This window comes from Candidatus Portiera aleyrodidarum, assembly GCF_902713745.1.
GTDB classification, from domain to species: Bacteria; Pseudomonadota; Gammaproteobacteria; order Johnevansiales; family Johnevansiaceae; genus Portiera; species Portiera aleyrodidarum_D.
On the sequence record NZ_CACTJB010000002.1, the window covers coordinates 55,168 to 75,211 of the forward strand.

A 20,044-nucleotide genomic window follows, 5' to 3' on the forward strand; every position below is an offset into this window, starting at 1 on the left:
TGTGTTAATGTGGTTTAAAGTCTTTTGTAATGTGGTTTGGTTTAAGTTGTTATGTTTTGTGGTTTGGTGTAATGTGTTGCTTTAATTTACACTAATTTGTAATGGTTTGGTTTACATTAAGTTGTTGTTGTTTTGAAGTGTTTTTATTTGTTTTGTTTTAAGTTGATATGTTATGTTATGTTTTGAGTTACTTTGTTGTTGAGTTTGTTTTTTATTTTTGGTTTGTGTTTAGTTGTAATGTTTTAAATTACATAACATTACACAAATACACAACTTGAATTACACAACTCACACTAACTTGATTTGTATTGAGGTGAGGTTATGTGTGGTGTTTTTTTTTTAAGTTGTTTTGGATTAAGTAATGAGATTCGATGTGCTGTTGTAATGTGCTTTTGTTTTCTTTTTATTACTTTGAGATGAGATGTTGTGAAATTGAGTTTCGAGGTAGATGCTTTGAGGTGAACGATACGTTAAGTAGTGTAGAGTATTAGATTAATTTGGTTTGATTTTGTGTTGGTTCGGAGGAAAAGGGATTTGAACCCTTGAAAAGCAAATAACTTTTGTCGGCTTTCAAAACCGATGCAATCAACCACTCTGCCACCCCTCCAATATTATTATATTATAGTTATAAGAATTTTATTCTTATTTAAATCATTAAGTGCATTATAAAAGTTATTTTTTTTTACACAACTAATATATTTTATATACTTTTTATTTATTCCTTTTAATACGAAATTAGTAATAATAAAATTCAGTCTATATTTATTTAAAAATAAATTATATTTTATATTTCCTAAACCTATTGTATCAATTTTTAATAGTATTTTTTTATTTGGATTATTTCGAATATATATAATGTATTGATTTAACATATTATTAAATTTGTTATTTAGAAAATAAAGATCATAATTAAAATAAACCTTATTAAGAAAAGGTATTTTATTATTAAAAACTAAATTGTTAAGTTTAGTATTATTCAAAAAATTATTATTTTTTTGTATTAAAATTATTAAAGAAACTAATAATATTATTGTTTTTAACATTTGTGTATTTTCATCTTATATTATTTTCGTTGATGGTTATATTTCTTTATAATGTGTTAAAAACATATAATTTTTAATATAACTTACTATAAAAAACGGACATAAATGAAATGACTTTATTTTTTTTGACCATAATGTTTTGTGTTTTATTTTTTGAGGTTTAGTTATGTAATTTTTGTTTAAGTTAAGTTAAATATACGTACAGTAATAACCATACCAGTACAATACAATTTAATACACAACAGTACAAAAAAAAACAATCAAAAAAGATAAGATCCAAAAACCAAACAACTAATAACACAAAAACATTACATCACAACACATTACAACAAATAACATAACAACACTAATACACTTCACTTCATCTCACTTCAACACAACTTAAACAACACAAGTCAAGTCAACACAACATATAACAACACAACTTAAACAACACAAAGCAAAGCATTACAACTTAACAACAAAATAAATTATTTTACAACAACTAACATTAAAAACAAACCAATCAATTCAACAACAAATTCAAACCCAAACTACACTACACTAACCTAACCTTAACTTAACTTAAAGCAACACTTCAAAAACACACTTCAGAACAGAACAGAACAGAACAGAACAAATAAAATAAAAGAACAAAACACTTCAAAACATATCAAATTAAATAAAAACAATTTAAATCAAATAAAAGAACACAACAGAACACAACACATAACACTTCATCTCATCTCAACACTTCAAAACACTTCAGAACAGAACAGCACAGCACAGCACTGAACGTTTCAAATCATATCAAAGAAATTCATCTCAACATCAACTACAATTCATCTCAACATCAAATAAAAAACAACTTAAAACAAATAAAATAAAATCATTACAATTCATATCAACATTAACTTAACTTAACTTAAAACCATTACAAATCAACTTAAACAACATAAACCACAAAACATTACATTACATTACATTACAAAGCATTACACAAACTACACTACACATAACACAAATACACAACTTAAATTACATTAACCTACTAACTTAAAACAAATTACACTAATCCAAAACAGAACAAATCACCTCACTTCAAAACAACAACAACTTATCTCAACAACAAAACAACTTAAAAAAATAAAACACAAAATAAAATAACTTACACACCATTACATTACACAACACATAACATTACATAACAACATTACATTACATTACACAACATTACACCAAACCACAAAACACTTCAAACCATTAACTTAATACATAACAAAATACATTAACTTAAAACAACTCAACTTAAAAAAACACAACTTTGTAAACCATTACATAACAACTTACATTAACTAAACAAAAAACTAAACTTAACACAACTTATATTAAAAACTAAACAAACTAAACTCAAACTTACAAAACATAACACTAACTTAAATTAATTTAATGTTTTTTTTTGTTTTGTTTTGTTTTGTTTTGTAAACCAAATTAACTAAACTTACATACACTACACTAACTTAATGTAAACAACATTACACCACAAAACAGACCAATCAAAAACAATTCAAATCCAAACATTACATACCACAAAACAATCAAAACCTAACCACTAAACAAAACAAACATACCACACAACACTAATACACTTCATCTCATCTCAACACAACAACTTAAGTTAAGTTAGTGTAAGTTAATCCAAAACACCACATTAAACAATCAAAACCAAAAACTCAACCTAACTTACACTACACAAACAAACTACAACACATACCAAATTAACTTAACCTTACAAAGCATTACACAAACAAATAACTTCAAAACAAACTACACATAACTAATCCTAAACATATACAACTTAAATTAATTAATCCAAACAACTTAATCAAAACCACATAACATAACACCACAAAACAAAACAACTTAAACCACATAACACCACCAAGCATTACATATAACAACTTACACCTCAACACACTACACATAACTAACTTACAAAACAATACAATACAAACCACATAACATAACAAGTTAAGTTAAAACAATTTAAAACACATTAATCAAAAACAACATAAACCACACCACATTAACTTAAAACAAAATACATTACAACAACTTAAAATAAAATAAATTAAACAACATTACACTAAACTAAAACAACATAACATAAAACAAAACAAAACAAAACAATTTAAAACATCACAACTTAACACAACACAAAAATAAAAAACAACTAAAATCCATTACACAACACATTACATTACACAAACCTAACTAAAAAAAAACTTAACTTAACTTAATACAAATTAATTTTAAACAAAATAATCAAACCAAAACAAAGCATAAACCATTACAAAAACAATTCAAAACTCAACCCCAAACAAACTCCATTACAAACAAAACCAAACCAACACATACCAAATTAATTTAAATTAATCCAAATTACAAACATTACATAACTAAACCTCAAAAAATAAAACACAAAACAAAACAAACCATTACAACACATAACACCACAAACCAACAAATAACATATCATAACAAAGCAACACCTTTACAACACTAATACACTTCATCTCATCTCACACTCAAAGAAAACAAAACTCAAAGCAAAAAACTTATATTAAACAACACACTTCATCTCAACACATAACATAACAAAGCATAAACCATTACAAAAACAATACAAACTCAACCCCAAACTTAATACAAAATAAAATAACTTAAAATACACTAAAACAGACCAAACCATTACAAAAACACACCATTACACAACTAAACACAAACCAACACATAACACCACAACTCAATACACATTACACAACATTACATTAACTTAATACACAAACAAAACACACCACAACTTAAGTTAACACACCATTACATAAACTTAACACAATCAAAAAGACTTCAAACCATTACACAACTTAAAAAACCACAACTTACAAAACATTAACCTAACTTAATGTAAAAAAAATTAAAACTTACAACACAAACTTAATAATACATTAACTTAAAACAATCCACAAAACAAACATACCACAAAACACCATTACACAAACCAACACATAACAACAACTTACAACACACTTCATCTCAACACAACAAATAACAACACATAATAACACAACTTAATCAAAACCAAAACCAAAAACCACACTAACAAAACAAACCCAACCCTACACTAAAACAAAATAACTTACATTAACTTAACACACTTAAAAAAACACATAACAATTTAATACAAAAACACTTCAAAACATAACAACATAACTTAAAACAAAACAACTTAAAACAAAACAAAACAAAACAATCAATTCAAAACTCAAACCCAAACAAACAAACAAACAAACAAACTCCATTACACAAACCATAACAACACAACACATAAAATAACAACACCTTACAACACTAATACACTTCATCTCATCTCAACACAACTTAAACAACACATAACAAACCATTTAAAACTAAACCATTACAAACCATACCATACCATACCAAACCATTACAAACCAACACACTTCAACACATAACAACAAATAACAACAACTTACAACACATAACATAACATAACATAACACTTCATCTCATCTCACTTCAACACAAACAATTTAAAACCATTACAACTTAAAATAAAAAACTTAACCCAACCCAACCCAACTTGAAATAACTTAACCCAAACTAAACTTAACTTACAAAACACTACACTACACATAACTAAAACAACTTAAAACACACTTCTTAATAACACACCATTACAAAACAGACCAATCAAAACAAAAACCAACACAAACCATTACACAACACCACAACTCCAAACAAACTCCATTACATACCACAACTTATATTAAATTAACACAACATTACACAACACAAAGCAAACTTATCTTAATCTTAAAGCATTACACAACTAAACCTCAAATCAAAAACAAACCATTACAAAACAAACAAAACTTAAATTAATAAACCATTACAAACCAACACATAACAAACCAAAACCAATCAATCCAAAACTTAACTTAAACTAAACAGAACGTACAATACAATCTATTTAAAAACCATCTTTATTAGTTATTAACAAATAAATTGATTAATAAAAAATAAATTATCTAATACATTTATTATTAACATATACTAAGCCGGATTCTGTACAAATTACAGTCATTTATCTAACATATACATCGCTATATATATTTATGCAACCTACCAAGAATTGTAATTTATAATTTATAGAGCGCTTTAAATTCTTATTTAGTTTTACTCAAAGTGGGGTTTACATAACGAATTTGTTACCAAATACGTGGTATGCTTTTACCAAACCTTTTCACCATTATCTATTAAAAAGATTGTATTTTTTCTTGTGCACTTTCCGTCAAAAATGTTTGCCCAGTACTTAACTGGCACTTTGCTCAAAGAGTCCGGACTTTCCTCTTATAAAAAATTTTATTATAAGTGACTGCATTAATTATATTAAATAATTTTAACGTTTAGAGAATTGTGGTGATTTTCTTGCTTTTTTTAAACCAATTTTTTTTCTTTCAACTTCTCTTGAATCTCTCTTTAAATAACCATTCATTCTTAATTTATACCGTAAATTATTATTATAAGCTAATAAAGCACGAGAAATTCCATGTCTTATTGCTTCAGCTTGTGATTGAAAACCACCCCCTGTTACAGTAATTTTTATATTAAATGTATTTACATTATTTGTTAATTCTAATGGTTGAATTATTAGACAATAGAGATTTATATTTTTAATATTTTTTTTTAATTCATTTTTATTTATTAAAATTTTACCATTACCTAATTTTATAAATACTCTTGCACTAGCTGTTTTTCTCCGTCCTGTCCCATAATAAAACATAAGTTTATCCTTTCCTTTATTAATCCTTTAAATTAATAATTCTAAAGGTTGTTGTGCGGTGTGTGGATGTTTTTTTCCTTTATATATTTTAATATTTTTACTAATTAATCTACCTAATGAATTTTTTGGTAACATACCTTTAACTGCTATCTTTATTATTTTTTCTGGATTATTTTTTAACATATCTAATAATTTTATTTTTCGTAAACCCCCAGGAAAACCTGTGTGGTAATAATAAATTTTTTTTATCAATTTATTTCCCGTGAATTTTATTTGAGCTGCATTTATAATGATAATATTATCTCCTATATTTAAATAATTATTATAAATCACTTTATTTTTACCTAATAAATAATGAACTATTTCAGCAGATAATCTGCCTAAAGTTTTTTTATATGCATTTATTATATACCATTCTCTTTTTACATCCTTTACCTTCACATTAAAAGTTTTCATATCATTCCCTTATTATATAATAGAAATTAATAATTCGATTAATGGAGTTATAGATTTATATTTTATAATCATAGATGTTTTATTTACAATTAATCTGGTACTTATCTTTTTTATTAATGCTTTTGGTTCCATTCCATTTTCTTTTAATGTATTCCCTGTGTCAACAATATCTATTATTTCCTCTGCTAAATTCATAAGTGGGGCCAATTCCATCGCGCCATATAATTTTATGATATCTGCTTTAATACCTTTGCTTGCATAATATTTTTTTGCTATATTTACAAATTTCGTTGCGACTTTACGAGTTTTATTTTTTACAGTAAAACCAATTAGTCCGGCTGTCATTAGTCTGCATTTAGAAATTTTAAAATCTATCGGTTCATATAATCCTTTAGACCCATTCTCTAACAAAACATCTTTACCTACAATTCCCATATCTGCGGCACCTAACTTTACATAAGTAGGTACATCAATAGCTCTTAAAAATATTAAATTTAAATATTTTTTTTTTGTGTTAAACAATAATTTTCTATTATTTTTTATAGAATCAATAGGAATTATACCAGCTTTTTTTAAAAGCGATAAACTTTTTAGTAGTATACGTCCTTTTGATAAAGCAATTACTAAAGGTTCTATCATATATGTAACCATTTTTATCTTAAATATTATAAAATTATATTATATAATAAGAACAGTTTAAGGAAAAGGTTAATGAATTTTAACAAACAAATTTTATCTAAATTATCTAAAATAAATAAACATGATATTAATTTAAACACGTTAAAAATAAATATAAACTTACTATTAAACAATATATTTGTTTTTGTTTTGTCTTTTTATTATCTAAAAAATATTAAACCTATTACAAATCCATTAAATAATATTTATTTATTAAATATACGAAAAGATAAAATACAAACAAATAAAAAAATAAAAACTTATATTGGATCTGCACCTAAAAAAACTAATTATTATATAATACTTCCTAATATTTTATAAATTTTATATGACAATCATTGATATTATAAAAGGATTAAAAAATAATCATTTTTCTTGTTATGAATTAATAAACTTTTTGTTAAAAACAATAAAAAAAAATAATAAATCTTTAAATAATTTTATAACTATTGAATATAAAAATGCTCTAAAAGACGCAAACAAAAGTGATTTTTTACGTAAATTCAATCAAAATAATGAATTGCATGGAGTGCCTATAGCTTTTAAAGATCTATTTTGTACTAAAGGCATTAAAACAACTTGTGGTTCTAAAATGTTAACAAATTTTATTCCAACGTATAATTCCACACTTATTGAAAGAATAAAACATGCTGGTCTTATAAATTTAGGTAAAACTAATATGGATGAATTTGCAATGGGCTCTTTTAATGAAAATAGTTTTTTTGGATTAGTTAAAAACCCTTGGAATTTAAAATTAGTATCAGGTGGATCTTCTGGAGGTTCTGCTTCAGCTATATCGGCTGGGTTAATACCGGTTTCTTTAGGCACAGACACGGGAGGTTCTATAAGATTGCCTTCTTCTTTTTGTGGTATTACTGGTTTAAAGACGAGTTATGGTTTTCTTTCGAGATATGGAATTATCTCTTATTCATCTAGCTTGGACCAAGCAGGTCCAATGGCACATACTGTAAAAGATTGTGCCATATTATTAAATATCATTTCTGGTTATGATACTTTTGATTCAACAAATCTAAACTTACAAAAGAATAATTATTTAAAATTTTTAAATAACTCTTTAAAAGGGAAAAAAATAGGTTTGCCAATAGAATACTTTAAAAATATAGCGGCAAAAGTTTCTTATATAATACAAGAAACAATAAACGTTTATACAAAATTAGGGATAGAATTTTTTGATATTAGCTTACCTTATATTGACACTGCTATTTCCGCTTATTATATTATAGCTTCAGCAGAAGCAGCTTCTAATTTAGCAAAGTATGATGGAATAAAATTTGGGTATTATAAAAGAAATCCTAAATCTTTAGAAGAATTATATTTTAAAACTCGGACAAAAGGATTTGGTAAAGAGGTAAAAAATCGGATTTTAATAGGAGCATATTTATTAAATAAATATAATTATTTAATAAAAGCCAAAAAAATAAGAAAAATCATTTACAATAATTTTATAAAAAGTTTTAAAAAAGTTGATTGCATTTTTATTCCAACAACAAATTATGTCGCTAAACAAATTCATACAAAAAAAAATAAGACTTTAAATATACAAGAAGACATATACACAATTTCAGTCAATTTAGCAGGTTTACCATCGATAAATATACCTATTGGTTTTGTTAATAAATGTCCCATTGGTTTGCAAGTAATAACACCTCATTTTACGGAACACTTATTATTAAATATAGCTCATTATTTTCAACAACACACACATTGGCATTTAAATTATCCTAACGTTTTATAAAGGTTATATAAATTAAATAATGTTAAGTAAATGGGAAACTATTATTGGCATAGAAACTCATATACAATTATCCACAAATTCTAAATTATTTTCTAAAATATCTACAAGAAATTGTTTGTACCCTAACCAACAAATTTGTAATTATGATATAGGAATGCCTGGGATCTTACCAATCTTAAATCAAACAGCTTTAGATATGGCAATTCGTTTTGGTTTAATTATAAACACTCAAATTTATAATCAAGCTATATTTGAAAGAAAAAATTATTTTTATCCAGATTTACCTAAAGGATATCAAATTAGTCAAAGAAAAAAAACAATATTAGGATCAGGCAAAATTACAATCAAAAATAAAACTTTCTATATAGATCACATAAACTTAGAAGAAGATGCCGGTAAATTATTACATCATAAGAATCATAGTATAATTGATTTTAATCGATCAGGTATCCCTTTGTTAGAAATAATAACTAAACCTTGTATATTAAATTATGCTGAAGTTATAAGTTATGTAAAATATATAAATCAAATAGTAAAATATATAAAAATTTCTAATGCAGAATTATCAAAAGGTTCATTGCGTTGTGATATAAACATTTCTATAAGAAACAAAGGAAATAAAAAACTTAATAATTATATAGAAATCAAAAATTTAAACTCTTATAAAAATATTAAAGGTGCCATTTTATATGAAACTAAAAGACAAATAAATATTTTAAATAAAGGTGGTAAAATAATTAAAGAAACTCGTTTATATAATAATAAAAAAAATAAAACTTATACTTTGCGAAAAAAAGAAAATCAAAATGATTATTTATTTTTTAATTGTCCTGATTTATTAGAGTTAAAATTAAACAAAACTTTTATAAAAAAACAAAAAAATTCTATACCTGAATTACCTCATATAAAAATAAAAACTCTTATAAAACAATTAGGATTATCGTTTAAAGAAGCCAAAATATTTACGAACACTTTAGATATAGCAAGGTTTGTTGAAAAAACCTTTGAAATTTGTAAAGATATTCACTTAATATCTGTGTGGGTAAGATGTTATCTTTTTGAAAAATTAAAAGTATATTATTTAAATATAACACAAAACCCAATTAAACCCAAAGTTTTAGGTAAATTATTATTTTATATAAAAAACAATAATATCAATCATAATGATGCTAAATTTATTTTTAATAAATTGTGGTCAACACATTTAAATAATATAGAAACAGAAATTAATAATTTAAAAAAAGAACAAATAAATAATAATAACTTATTAACAATTCTAAAAATAACATTTAAAGAAAATATAATCCAAATCATATTATATAAAAAATGCAATTATAAAAAAAAGAAAAAAATATTAAATTTTTTAATAGGTCGGGTGATAAAAAATTCAAAAAATAAAGCAACAAATCCAAAACAAATTAAGTTTTTAATAAAAAAAATAATATGAAAAATATAATAGTAATTATTGGTTCTGGTTTTGGAGGTATTGCAGCTGCGTTAAGAGCAAAAAAAAAAGGATTTGAGGTCATAATAATAGAACGTAATAAAAATATAGGTGGTAAAGCACAAATATTTAAAGATAATAATTTCTTTTTTGATACAGGTCCTACAATTATTACAGCACCTTATTTATTTGAAGAATTGTTTAATATCTTTGGAAAAAAACTTAAGACTTATGTAAAAATTTTAGAATTAAAAAATTGGTATAAGTTTTATTTCTTTGATAATACTTCATTTAAGTATTGCGCTAATATAACAAAAACTAAAAATAATATAAAAAACTTTTCACAAAACGATCTCAAAAATTATAAGCACTTATTATTCATTTCTCAAAGCTTTTTTGACATTTGTTTTAAAATATTTTCCAACAAACCCTTTAATAATTTTTATCAAATGATTAAATGCATACCTATTTTCATTAACTTAAAATGTTATAAGTCATATTTTTATTTAATTAATCATTATCTTAAAAATAATAAATTAAAACAAATTTTTTCTATTTATCCTTTATTAATCGGAGGAAATCCTTATAAAATTTCGTGTTTGTATTCGTTAATATTATATTTAGAACGTAAAGGGGGTATACATTTTCCAAAAGGAGGTATAGGAAAATTAATACAAAACTTAGAACTTTTAATGCTTGAAGAAGGGATTAAAATATATACTGGTGTTTGTGTTAAAAAAATTATAACACATAAAAAAAAAGCAATATCAATTTTATTGAATAATAATCATTATATTAATTCTAAATATATTATATCAAACATTGAACCTATACATTTATATAAAAATATTCTTAAAAAAGATTTAAATATAAAAAAAAATTTATCAAATTTAGAATATTCAATTGGTTTATTTATCTTATATTTTGGCACTAATTATTTTTATTCAAAAATTTCTCATCATACAATATTTTTTAATAAATATTACACTAAATCAATCAAAAATATTTTTAATAACACATGTTTTAGTAAAACAAACATTTGTATTTATTTACATCACCCAAATCAAACTGATCATTTTTGCAAACATTCTACTTTTTATGCATTAATCCCAGTCCCTAATTTAAACCTTTATAATAATTGGTCAAGATATGAAAGTGAAACGTTTGTTCAATCTATAATAACAATATTAGATTCAAACTTATTACCCAAATTAAAAAAAAATATAATAACATGTTTTTATATTACACCCACCTTTTTTAAAGAAAAATATCATAGTATTTATGGTTCTGGTTTTTCCATTTCTCCTAATTTAAATCAAATAGCATGGTTTAGATTTCATAATAAATCCGAAAACATAAAAAATCTTTATTTAGTAGGTGCTGGAACACATCCAGGCGCAGGAATACCAGGGGTTTTATTAAGTGCTAAAATAATAGATAAATTAATTATATGAAACAAAACTTTTATAAAAAATCAAATAAAATAGTAAATATTTATAGTAAAAATCTTTACTTTACAAGTTTTTTTATAAAAAAACAATATTCTAAATATATAAAACTTTTGTATTTTATTTGTAGAACTCTTGATGAAATTGCTGATAAAAATAATTTAGCGTCTAAAAAAACAAAATCATTTAAAAGACTTAATTTAATATTAAACCAACTAAAAAATAAGTACAATAAAAACTTAGATAAACTTTCGTTTTTAATACAAATTTTAAAAAAAAATACAGCAATAAATATAAAATTTTTTATTGCTTTAATCAAAATGTTAATAAAAGATATACATTATCCAGCTAATATAAAAACTGAAAAAGAATTAATATATTATTGTTATGGCGTAGCAGGCACTATAGGTTTATTAATTTTTCCTATTATAAAAAGTTCTAGACATAATATTCGTAATGCGATACACTTAGGCATTTTTATGCAACTAATTAATATAGCTAGAGATGTGTTAGAGGACGCTTTGAAAGGAAGGCGTTATTTACCTGCGCGTTGGGTTAATAATATAAGTGCAAAAGAAATTATTTATTTATCTAATAGTCCCATAAATAAAAAACATAAAATAATTAATAATGCTATTCTAAATACACTTAATTTATCTCATTATTTTTATTATAAAGGGATAAATAATATTTATCAATTAAATTATACTAATCGTATTTTTATAAAGATAATTAGTTCAATATATTATAAAATCCATAATCAAATACGTAAAACAAACCGCCACAATATCCACAATTGGATATATAAACGTATTTTTATAACTTTATATTATAAAATTTTTTTAATTCTTAAAATTGTTTTAATATGTTACAAAATGACATAGATTTTTTAATTTTAGGAGGTGGATGTTCTGGTTTATCTTTAGCATATTATTTAAGTTTTTTACCAAATAACTTTAACATTTTAATCATTGAAAATAAATTATTATATAATAATGACAAAACATGGTGTGGTTGGAGAATTAACAATCATGCATTTTTAAGCTGCTGCAAAACTTTTTGGTATTCTTTTTATTTTAAAAAAGCAAACCCATATTATTCAATAATAACTTCTTCTATTCCATATGAAAATATTAGATCAATATTTTTTTATAAAAAAGTTCTTAATAGAATACAAAATATTTATAATATAAAATCGTATAATAATAAAATAATTAATATTAAAGAATATAACGGTTATGTAGCTGTAAAATTAACGAATGGAAAATATAAAAACGCACGTTGGGTCTTAGATACTACACCTAAACCAATAAATTTTTCTTCTTATTCCCCTTGGAAATACCAAACTTTTTTTGGTATAGAGTTATACTCTACTAAAAATTTTAAATTTTTTTCAACACCATATTTAATGAATTTTTATATAAACAAATATTTACAATATAACCAAGTTAATTTTATTTATATACTACCTTTAAAAACCAATAATTTTTTATTTGAATGGACTATTTTTTTTTCTAAAGATGTTTTTTTTATAAAGACTTTATTTAAATTTTATTTAAATCTTCAAATAGGAAAATCTAATTATCAAATTTTAAGAGAAGAAACAGGACATATTCCTATGGCTTATATAACTAATAAAACAACACTCAAAAATTTAGCTCAAATATATGGGTGTTATATACGCACATCAAATGGTTTTTCTTTTCATGAAATTCAAAAATGGGCTATAAAATGTGCTTATAATATATCAATTAACAAAAAACTTATCCTACCAAAGATTTCTTATTTTTTTATATTTTTAGATTATATTTTTATGAAAACAATTGAACTATATCCTAAAATATCTTTATTATTACTCACGAATATATTTTATAAAACTAATTCTGATTCTTTAATTTATTTTTTTACCAATTATTATAAATTCTTAGATTTATTAAATATTTTATTTTTTATAAAACCCAAATTCTTTTTATTATATACTATTTTTTTGAACTTATTTAACTAATACTCATTAGTTGTTCTGATTTAACTTCATTAATTAATGGATTTATTATTTCATCTAAATTACCATCTATAATATTATTTAAATCATAAATTGTTAAATTTATTCTATGATCTGTAACTCTGCCTTGTGAATAATTATAAGTGCGTATCCGCTCTGATCTATCTCCAGAACCAATCAATGTTTTTCTTATTTTTGTTTGTTTTTTTTGAAATTCCTCTTTAATTTTTTGTTGTAACTTTGCTTTTAATAATAAAATTGCACGTTCTTTGTTACTGTGTTGAGACCGTTCAGTTTGACATTCCACTACTATATTTGTAGGTAAATGCGTTATTCTAACAGCAGAATCAGTTGTATTTACGTGCTGACCCCCTGCACCACTCGATCTATAAGTATCTATTCTTAAATCTTCTATATTTATTTTAAGATTTAAAGCTTTTTTAAGTTCAGCCATAACAACTACAGTACATGTTGAAGTATGAACCCTACCTAAAGCTTCTGTATTTGGAATTCTTTGCACTCTATGAGTCCCAGATTCAAATTTTAATTTACCATAAATACCATATCCTTTTATTCTTAATATAATTTCTTTAAACCCACCATATTCTCCTGAACTAAAACTAATCACTTCAATTTTCCAGTTATTTTTTTCTGCATATTTAGAATACATTCTAAATAAATCCCCAACAAAAAGTGCTGCTTCTGAACCCCCAGCTCCATAACGTAACTCTAAAAAAATACCATGTTTATCTTCCTTATTATAAGTTTTTATTAAAGTTTTTTTTATATTTTTTTTTAAATTAACTAATTTACTTTTTATGTTGTTTAGTTCTTCAATTATTAAAAAACGTAATTCTAAATCATTATCATTTTCATTATATAGTTTTTTATTGTAAAGAAGTTCTATTTCTAAAGTTTTATATGTTCTCCAACAAGTTACTAATTTTGCTAATTTTGAATATTCGCGGGAGTATTTTATAAATTTTTCTTTCATATAAAGAATTTCAAGTTTAGAAAGTAAAATAGATAAACAACAAAATTTTTTTTCAAGTTTAAGTAAATAATGTCTTAAATTATTTTTTATCAAATTAATTGACCTACAATTATATTAATTACAAAAATTTTCTTATATAATACTATGATTATTATTCTATATTACTTTTTAACGATAGGTAAGACTAAATATGATTTTTTCTAAATTAATGCTATTTACTGGCAATTCGAATATTGAACTAGCCAAAAAAGTTGCTAGTTGCTTAAAGACTAAATTAGGTAATTCTATAGTTAATAAGTTTAGTGATGGGGAGATTTCTGTTGAAATAAAAGAAAATGTAAGAGGTAAAGATATTTTTATTTTACAATCAACTTGTGTACCTACTAATAATAATTTAATAGAGTTAATTTTAATTATAGATGCTTTACGCAGGGCATCTGCTACAAGGATTACTGCGGTAATCCCTTACTTAGGGTATTCACGTCAAGATAGAAGAATAAGATCTAACCGTGTTCCTATATCTGCAAAAGTTATAGCGGATATGATTGTTAAAGCGGGTGTAAATCGTGTTATGACTATGGATTTACATTCTGATCAAATACAAGGTTTTTTTGATGTGCCAGTAGATAATATTTATGGATCTCCTATTTTTATAAAAGATATAGAAATTCAAAAATATAAGAATATGGTGATAGTATCACCAGATATTGGTGGAGTTGTGCGAGCACGTTCCATAGCTAAAGAATTAAATGTAGATTTATCTATTATTGACAAACGGCGTCATAAAAAAAATCAAACAAAAGTAATGCATATTATTGGAGATATTAAAGAACGTACCTGCATTTTAATCGATGATATTACAGATACGGCCAGTACGTTGTGTCAAGCAGCTGAATCATTAAAAAAAAAAGGAGCTAAATATGTATTTGCCTATAATACTCATGCTATATTATCAGGTAATGCTATTGAAAATATAAATAAATCCTTTATCGACAAATTAATAATTACAGACACGATTCCTTTATCCAAAAAAGCTATAGCTAGTAAAAAAATTAGACAATTATCTGTATCTAGTATAATAGCAGAAGCTATTCGTAGAGTGAACAATGAAGAATCAATAAGTGCAATGTTTAATTAATAATTTATTTGGAATGTTCATAATGCAACAAATTAAGGCTTTTATTAGGTATAAAATAGGAAAAAAAGCAAATAAAAGATTACGTAATAACACAATTATACCTGCGATATTATTTGGAGGGAATAAAAAAAACTTACTTATTGCTTTAGATAAAAAATTTGTTTGGAATTTTATAAAACAAGACAACTTTTTTTCTTCTATCTTTTATATAATAATAAATAATAAAAAAGAAAAAGTTATGATACATGAAATACAACGTCATCCTTTTAAGGCTTTAATAAATCATATAGAATTTGTACGTATTAATGAAAATAAAAGAATTAATGTACTAGTTAAAATAAAACTTATAGGAAAAGAAAATTGTAAAGGTGTAAAACAAGAAGGAGGATTACTATTTTTACATAGAAATTATGTTCGAATAAAAAGTTTACCTAAATATATTCCTAAGTTTATTGAAATAAATGTAAGTAATTTATCTATAGGGCAGACTATAGCTTTAAAACATATTTATAATACAAAAAACCTTTTATTTTTAGAAAAAAACAATAACCAAAAAATTCTTACCGTAAAACGTATCACAAAAATGTAACTTAAAGTAAAACATACCAAAACACTTTAAACATTACAAAAAACAAAACAACCCATAGCATAAATGAACTTAAAAAACAAAAAACTCAATACAATCCAATCCATTACAAAACATAACACAACACACTTCATCTCAAAAAATAAAATAAAACAACACAACTAAACTATTACAACTTATATTAATTTAAACCTCAAATAAAAGAACAAATCAAATAAAAACACTTCAAAACAATTTAATTTAATTTAAAACAACTTAAATAAAATAAAAACACTTCAACAACAACATCAACATCAATTCAATTCAATTCAATTCAACAACAACAACAACAACAATTCATATCATATCATCTCAACTCAACTCAACTAAACCTCAAAGCAATTCATCTCAACATCAAAGTAACTCACACTCAAAGAAAAAAAACGTAACTCAAAAAAACTCACCCCACAAAAAACGTAACTTCAACTCAAAAGAAAAGAACAACACCTTAACACAACTCACACTCAAAGAAAAAAAACAACATCACTTCACTTCACACTTAATGTAAACCAATTCAATTCAATTCAAACTATTACAAACTTAAAGCAAAAACACTTCAACACCTTACAACACTAATACACTTCAAAGCATCTCAACACAACACAACACAACACAAACCATTACAAACATACCACAACTTGAAATGAAATAACTTAACTTAAACCAACTCAACGTAACTCAATACAACTTATATTATATTAATCAAAAAAAACAATTCATTACAAACCATACCATACCATACCATACCATACCATACCATTACATTACATTACAAAAAAAAAACAAGTCAAAACAAAAACAATCCAAACTAAACCATTACAACTTAACACACCTCTACACATACCACAAAGCATAACACCTACACTTACAAAAAAAAACATTAAAATAAATTAAATTAACATAACATAACATAACATAACCTAACCTAAACTAAACTAAACTAAAACACTTCAAAACAATTTAAAACAATTTAAAACACTTCAAATCATATCAAGTCAAAACAAAAAAAGTCAAAACATAACAACATAACATAACATAAAACAAATTAAAACAACATAACATAACATAAAACACTTCAAAAACAAAACAAGTCAAAACATAACAACATAACTTAAAACAAAACAAAACAATTCAAAACAACATAACATAAAACAATTTAAAACAACTTAAAACAATTTAATTTAATTTAAAACAACCTTAACTTAACTTAACCTTAACCTTAACCTTAACCTTACAAAGCACAAACTAACACACTTCAAAGCAACTCAAAGAAAAGCAACACACTTCAAAAACAATTCAAAACATAACAACATAACTTAAAACAAAACAACTCAAAACAAAACAAAACAAAACAATTTAAAACAACACAACAAATAACAACACAACAACTTACAACACTAATACACTTCACTTCATCTCATCTCATAACAACACACTTCAACACAACACAACACAACAACTTACAACCCCTAACCTCAATTCAAAACAATTTAAAACACTTCAAAACTTAAAAAAAAACTTAACTTAAACTGCTTCTGTCTCACTTTTCTTTTTTACTTAACTGCTTCTTTTTTGTAATCCGTTATGTTATTTTCATGTATTGAGTTACGTAGCTCAGTAAGGTTAGAGCGCATCACTCATAATGATGAGGTCCCCTGTTCAATTCAGGGCGTGACTATTGTATTGAGCTTAAAACAACTCCCCAAACAGGGTTCGAACCTGTGACCCAATGATTAACAGTCATTTGCTCTACCAACTGAGCTATCGGGGATATTATCATGGTAATATATAATTATTAGATTTATCAAGTATTTTTTTTAAAAATAAATCATTATTGCTTAATAAAAATTCGCCAATTAAAAAAACATTAACACCAAAAGTTTGTAATTTTATTAAGTCATTAACATTTAAAATTCCTGATTCTGTAACAAACACAACATTGGAAGGTATATATTTAAGTAATGAAATGGATATGTTAATAGAAGTATTAAAAGTATATAAATTACGATTATTTATACCTATGAATTTTGCATTTAAAGAAAATAACGCGACTTCTAATTCTAAAATATTATGTATTTCAACTAATACATCCAAGCCAATTGATAAAGCTATATTATACAATTTTTTTAATAAATCATTTTTTAAGATTGAAACGATTAATAAAATACAATCTGTCCCTAGTAACCGTGCTTCAAACACTTGATACTCATCAATAATAAAATCTTTAAATAAAATAGGTAAATCAAAAATTTGTTTTACTGTTAATATATATTTTTTACTACCTTTAAAAAAATTTTTTTCTGTTAATATAGAAATACACACAGCTCCATTTAAATAATAATTTAAAGCTATTTTTTCAATATTTTGGTTAACTACAATAATTCCTTTAGATGGTGAACATCGTTTGATTTCTGCGATAATTGAAATTTTATTTTCGTTTTGTTTTTTTTTTATAGATTTAATAAAATTATTATTTGTAAATTGGTTTTTATACAAAAAATAAACTTTACGTATTTTTTTTAATGATAAAGTTTTTATACAATTATTAATTATATTACGTTTATATTTTATAATATTTTTTAAAATTTTCATTAAAATATACCTTTATTTAAACATTTAGTAAAATATACAATGGTTTTTAATTTTTCATATGCTTTTCCAGAGATTAAAATATATTTAGCTAATTCAATTCCATTTTTTATATTATTGACTACTCCAGAAACATATAAAGCTGTTCCTGAATTTAAAATAATTATTTCAAAAGCTATACCTAAATTACCTTGTATAGAATTAATTATTATATCTAAACTTTGTAAAACATTTTTGATTTTTATTAAATCTAATGTTTTGTTTTTTATTCCAAAATTGTTAGGATTTATTAAATAATTTTTTATTTTACCATTATTTAATTCAGAAATATAAGTGGAATTTTTTAAAGATATTTCATCAGAACCTTCTTTTGAATGTATTATTAAGGTTGTGTTACTACCTAATTTCATAAAAACTTTAGATAATACATTTAATAACCTTTTATCATATACACCAACTAATTGTTTTAACGGGTGTATTGGATTTGTTAACGGACCAATAATATTAAAGATTGTAGGTATTTTTAAATCCATTCTTAATTTTCTTATTTTTTTTTTATATTTAAACTCAGATTTTAAAAAAACTAAACGTAATTTTGTGATGCATTTTATAATATCTTTTTTTTTCAATTTTAAGTTTACTCCTAAGGCATTAAGCAAATCTAAACTTCCTGAATGTGATGATATACTTTTACTACCATATTTAGCAACGTTTATTGAACCTGCAGCAGCAACAACCAAACTTGCTGTTGTTGAAATATTAAAGTAATTGACACTGTCACTACCTGTTCCTACTAAATCCATAACATTATCATTTGTCATATTGTAATTATAATAATCATTTATTACCTTAGCTGTTGCTGCGATTTCCTCACTTGTTTCTTTTTTTATAGCTAACGCTGTTAATATAGATGATATTTGTGTTGATTTTATTTTACCAAAAATGATAGCTTTAATTATTTTATAACAATTATTGAACTTTATATTTTGTTTATTTATTAAATGTTTTAATATTGTATAAATCAT

The 20,044-nt window shown here is 23.8% G+C and carries 15 protein-coding genes, 3 tRNA genes and 1 other RNA gene; 9 read left to right on the forward strand and 10 right to left on the reverse strand.

Going from position 1 to position 20,044, the window contains the following annotated elements; all coding sequences use genetic code 11:
- Window positions 1–519: 519 nt before the first annotated feature.
- The 6 genes from H7S46_RS00875 to hisG all read right to left on the reverse strand — a co-directional run bounded on the left by H7S46_RS00875 (window position 520) and on the right by hisG (window position 6,984).
- A tRNA-Ser gene (locus H7S46_RS00875) sits at window positions 520–607 on the reverse strand.
- A gap of 7 nt (window positions 608–614) precedes the next feature.
- Window positions 615–1,043 (reverse strand): peptidoglycan-binding protein, encoded by a 429-nt coding sequence (locus H7S46_RS00880; RefSeq protein ID WP_183042962.1) that lies wholly within the window; start codon window positions 1,041–1,043, stop codon window positions 615–617.
- 4,117 nt (window positions 1,044–5,160) lie between these two features.
- Window positions 5,161–5,486, reverse strand: an RNA gene (gene rnpB / locus H7S46_RS00885) — RNase P RNA component class A.
- Between the two features lie 19 nt (window positions 5,487–5,505).
- Window positions 5,506–5,889: a 30S ribosomal protein S9 gene (gene rpsI / locus H7S46_RS00890; protein WP_183042963.1), complete on the reverse strand. Its 384-nt coding sequence runs from the start codon at window positions 5,887–5,889 to the stop codon at window positions 5,506–5,508.
- A 27-nt stretch (window positions 5,890–5,916) separates the two neighbouring features.
- The gene (rplM, locus tag H7S46_RS00895; RefSeq protein WP_183042964.1) at window positions 5,917–6,345 is read right to left on the reverse strand and encodes a 50S ribosomal protein L13; all 429 of its coding nucleotides are present in this window, start codon (window positions 6,343–6,345) and stop codon (window positions 5,917–5,919) included.
- A 12-nt stretch (window positions 6,346–6,357) separates the two neighbouring features.
- Entirely contained in the window at window positions 6,358–6,984 is a 627-nt protein-coding gene (hisG, locus tag H7S46_RS00900; RefSeq protein WP_183042965.1) for an ATP phosphoribosyltransferase, read from the reverse strand.
- A 72-nt stretch (window positions 6,985–7,056) separates the two neighbouring features.
- Between hisG and H7S46_RS00905 the strand changes: the two genes are divergently transcribed.
- Genes H7S46_RS00905 through H7S46_RS00930 form a run of 6 tightly spaced genes read left to right on the forward strand, consistent with a single transcriptional unit; the run spans window position 7,057 to window position 13,676 of the window.
- Window positions 7,057–7,344: a hypothetical protein gene (locus tag H7S46_RS00905; protein ID WP_183042966.1), complete on the forward strand. Its 288-nt coding sequence runs from the start codon at window positions 7,057–7,059 to the stop codon at window positions 7,342–7,344.
- Between the two features lie 7 nt (window positions 7,345–7,351).
- On the forward strand, window positions 7,352–8,779 hold the full coding sequence (gene gatA, locus H7S46_RS00910) for an Asp-tRNA(Asn)/Glu-tRNA(Gln) amidotransferase subunit GatA (RefSeq protein ID WP_183042967.1): 1,428 nt from the start codon (window positions 7,352–7,354) through the stop codon (window positions 8,777–8,779).
- 19 nt (window positions 8,780–8,798) lie between these two features.
- Window positions 8,799–10,226 (forward strand): Asp-tRNA(Asn)/Glu-tRNA(Gln) amidotransferase subunit GatB, encoded by a 1,428-nt coding sequence (gatB, locus tag H7S46_RS00915; RefSeq protein ID WP_183042968.1) that lies wholly within the window; start codon window positions 8,799–8,801, stop codon window positions 10,224–10,226.
- Window positions 10,223–11,677, forward strand: coding sequence for a phytoene desaturase family protein (locus tag H7S46_RS00920; protein ID WP_183042969.1), 1,455 nt, complete (start codon window positions 10,223–10,225; stop codon window positions 11,675–11,677). Before gatB ends, H7S46_RS00920 begins: the two co-directional genes overlap by 4 nt.
- Window positions 11,674–12,555 (forward strand): phytoene/squalene synthase family protein, encoded by an 882-nt coding sequence (locus H7S46_RS00925; RefSeq protein WP_183042970.1) that lies wholly within the window; start codon window positions 11,674–11,676, stop codon window positions 12,553–12,555. Before H7S46_RS00920 ends, H7S46_RS00925 begins: the two co-directional genes overlap by 4 nt.
- Complete coding sequence (locus H7S46_RS00930; protein ID WP_183042971.1) at window positions 12,537–13,676, forward strand: lycopene cyclase family protein; 1,140 nt, start codon at window positions 12,537–12,539, stop codon at window positions 13,674–13,676. The genes H7S46_RS00925 and H7S46_RS00930 overlap by 19 nt, the downstream gene beginning before the upstream one ends.
- Here the strand turns inward: H7S46_RS00930 and prfA are convergent.
- Window positions 13,669–14,760 (reverse strand): peptide chain release factor 1, encoded by a 1,092-nt coding sequence (prfA, locus tag H7S46_RS00935; protein ID WP_183042972.1) that lies wholly within the window; start codon window positions 14,758–14,760, stop codon window positions 13,669–13,671. The genes H7S46_RS00930 and prfA overlap by 8 nt on opposite strands.
- Window positions 14,761–14,857: 97 nt before the next feature.
- Here prfA and H7S46_RS00940 point away from each other — a divergent pair, with 97 nt between their 5' ends.
- The 3 genes from H7S46_RS00940 to H7S46_RS00950 all read left to right on the forward strand — a co-directional run bounded on the left by H7S46_RS00940 (window position 14,858) and on the right by H7S46_RS00950 (window position 18,108).
- On the forward strand, window positions 14,858–15,805 hold the full coding sequence (locus H7S46_RS00940; RefSeq protein ID WP_183042973.1) for a ribose-phosphate pyrophosphokinase: 948 nt from the start codon (window positions 14,858–14,860) through the stop codon (window positions 15,803–15,805).
- Window positions 15,806–15,827: 22 nt separating this feature from the next.
- Window positions 15,828–16,394: a 50S ribosomal protein L25 gene (locus H7S46_RS00945; protein ID WP_183042974.1), complete on the forward strand. Its 567-nt coding sequence runs from the start codon at window positions 15,828–15,830 to the stop codon at window positions 16,392–16,394.
- A 1,639-nt stretch (window positions 16,395–18,033) separates the two neighbouring features.
- Window positions 18,034–18,108 (forward strand) — tRNA-Met (locus H7S46_RS00950).
- A gap of 20 nt (window positions 18,109–18,128) precedes the next feature.
- Here H7S46_RS00950 and H7S46_RS00955 read toward each other — a convergent pair.
- The 3 genes from H7S46_RS00955 to trpD form a co-directional block, all read right to left on the reverse strand.
- Window positions 18,129–18,201, reverse strand: a tRNA-Asn gene (locus H7S46_RS00955).
- 5 nt (window positions 18,202–18,206) lie between these two features.
- On the reverse strand, window positions 18,207–19,022 hold the full coding sequence (gene trpC, locus H7S46_RS00960; protein ID WP_183042975.1) for an indole-3-glycerol phosphate synthase TrpC: 816 nt from the start codon (window positions 19,020–19,022) through the stop codon (window positions 18,207–18,209).
- Entirely contained in the window at window positions 19,022–20,044 is a 1,023-nt protein-coding gene (gene trpD / locus H7S46_RS00965) for an anthranilate phosphoribosyltransferase (protein ID WP_183042976.1), read from the reverse strand. Before trpD ends, trpC begins: the two co-directional genes overlap by 1 nt.

Coding starts and splice junctions, on each gene's coding strand:
- H7S46_RS00880 (WP_183042962.1), bottom strand. CDS start 1,043: ATGTTAAAAACAATAATATTATTAGTTTCTTTAATAATTTTAATACAA.
- rpsI (WP_183042963.1), bottom strand. CDS start 5,889: ATGTTTTATTATGGGACAGGACGGAGAAAAACAGCTAGTGCAAGAGTA.
- rplM (WP_183042964.1), bottom strand. CDS start 6,345: ATGAAAACTTTTAATGTGAAGGTAAAGGATGTAAAAAGAGAATGGTAT.
- hisG (WP_183042965.1), bottom strand. CDS start 6,984: ATGATAGAACCTTTAGTAATTGCTTTATCAAAAGGACGTATACTACTA.
- H7S46_RS00905 (WP_183042966.1), top strand. CDS start 7,057: ATGAATTTTAACAAACAAATTTTATCTAAATTATCTAAAATAAATAAA.
- gatA (WP_183042967.1), top strand. CDS start 7,352: ATGACAATCATTGATATTATAAAAGGATTAAAAAATAATCATTTTTCT.
- gatB (WP_183042968.1), top strand. CDS start 8,799: ATGTTAAGTAAATGGGAAACTATTATTGGCATAGAAACTCATATACAA.
- H7S46_RS00920 (WP_183042969.1), top strand. CDS start 10,223: ATGAAAAATATAATAGTAATTATTGGTTCTGGTTTTGGAGGTATTGCA.
- H7S46_RS00925 (WP_183042970.1), top strand. CDS start 11,674: ATGAAACAAAACTTTTATAAAAAATCAAATAAAATAGTAAATATTTAT.
- H7S46_RS00930 (WP_183042971.1), top strand. CDS start 12,537: ATGTTACAAAATGACATAGATTTTTTAATTTTAGGAGGTGGATGTTCT.
- H7S46_RS00940 (WP_183042973.1), top strand. CDS start 14,858: ATGATTTTTTCTAAATTAATGCTATTTACTGGCAATTCGAATATTGAA.
- H7S46_RS00945 (WP_183042974.1), top strand. CDS start 15,828: ATGCAACAAATTAAGGCTTTTATTAGGTATAAAATAGGAAAAAAAGCA.
- trpC (WP_183042975.1), bottom strand. CDS start 19,022: ATGAAAATTTTAAAAAATATTATAAAATATAAACGTAATATAATTAAT.
- trpD (WP_183042976.1), bottom strand. CDS start 20,044: ATGATTTATACAATATTAAAACATTTAATAAATAAACAAAATATAAAG.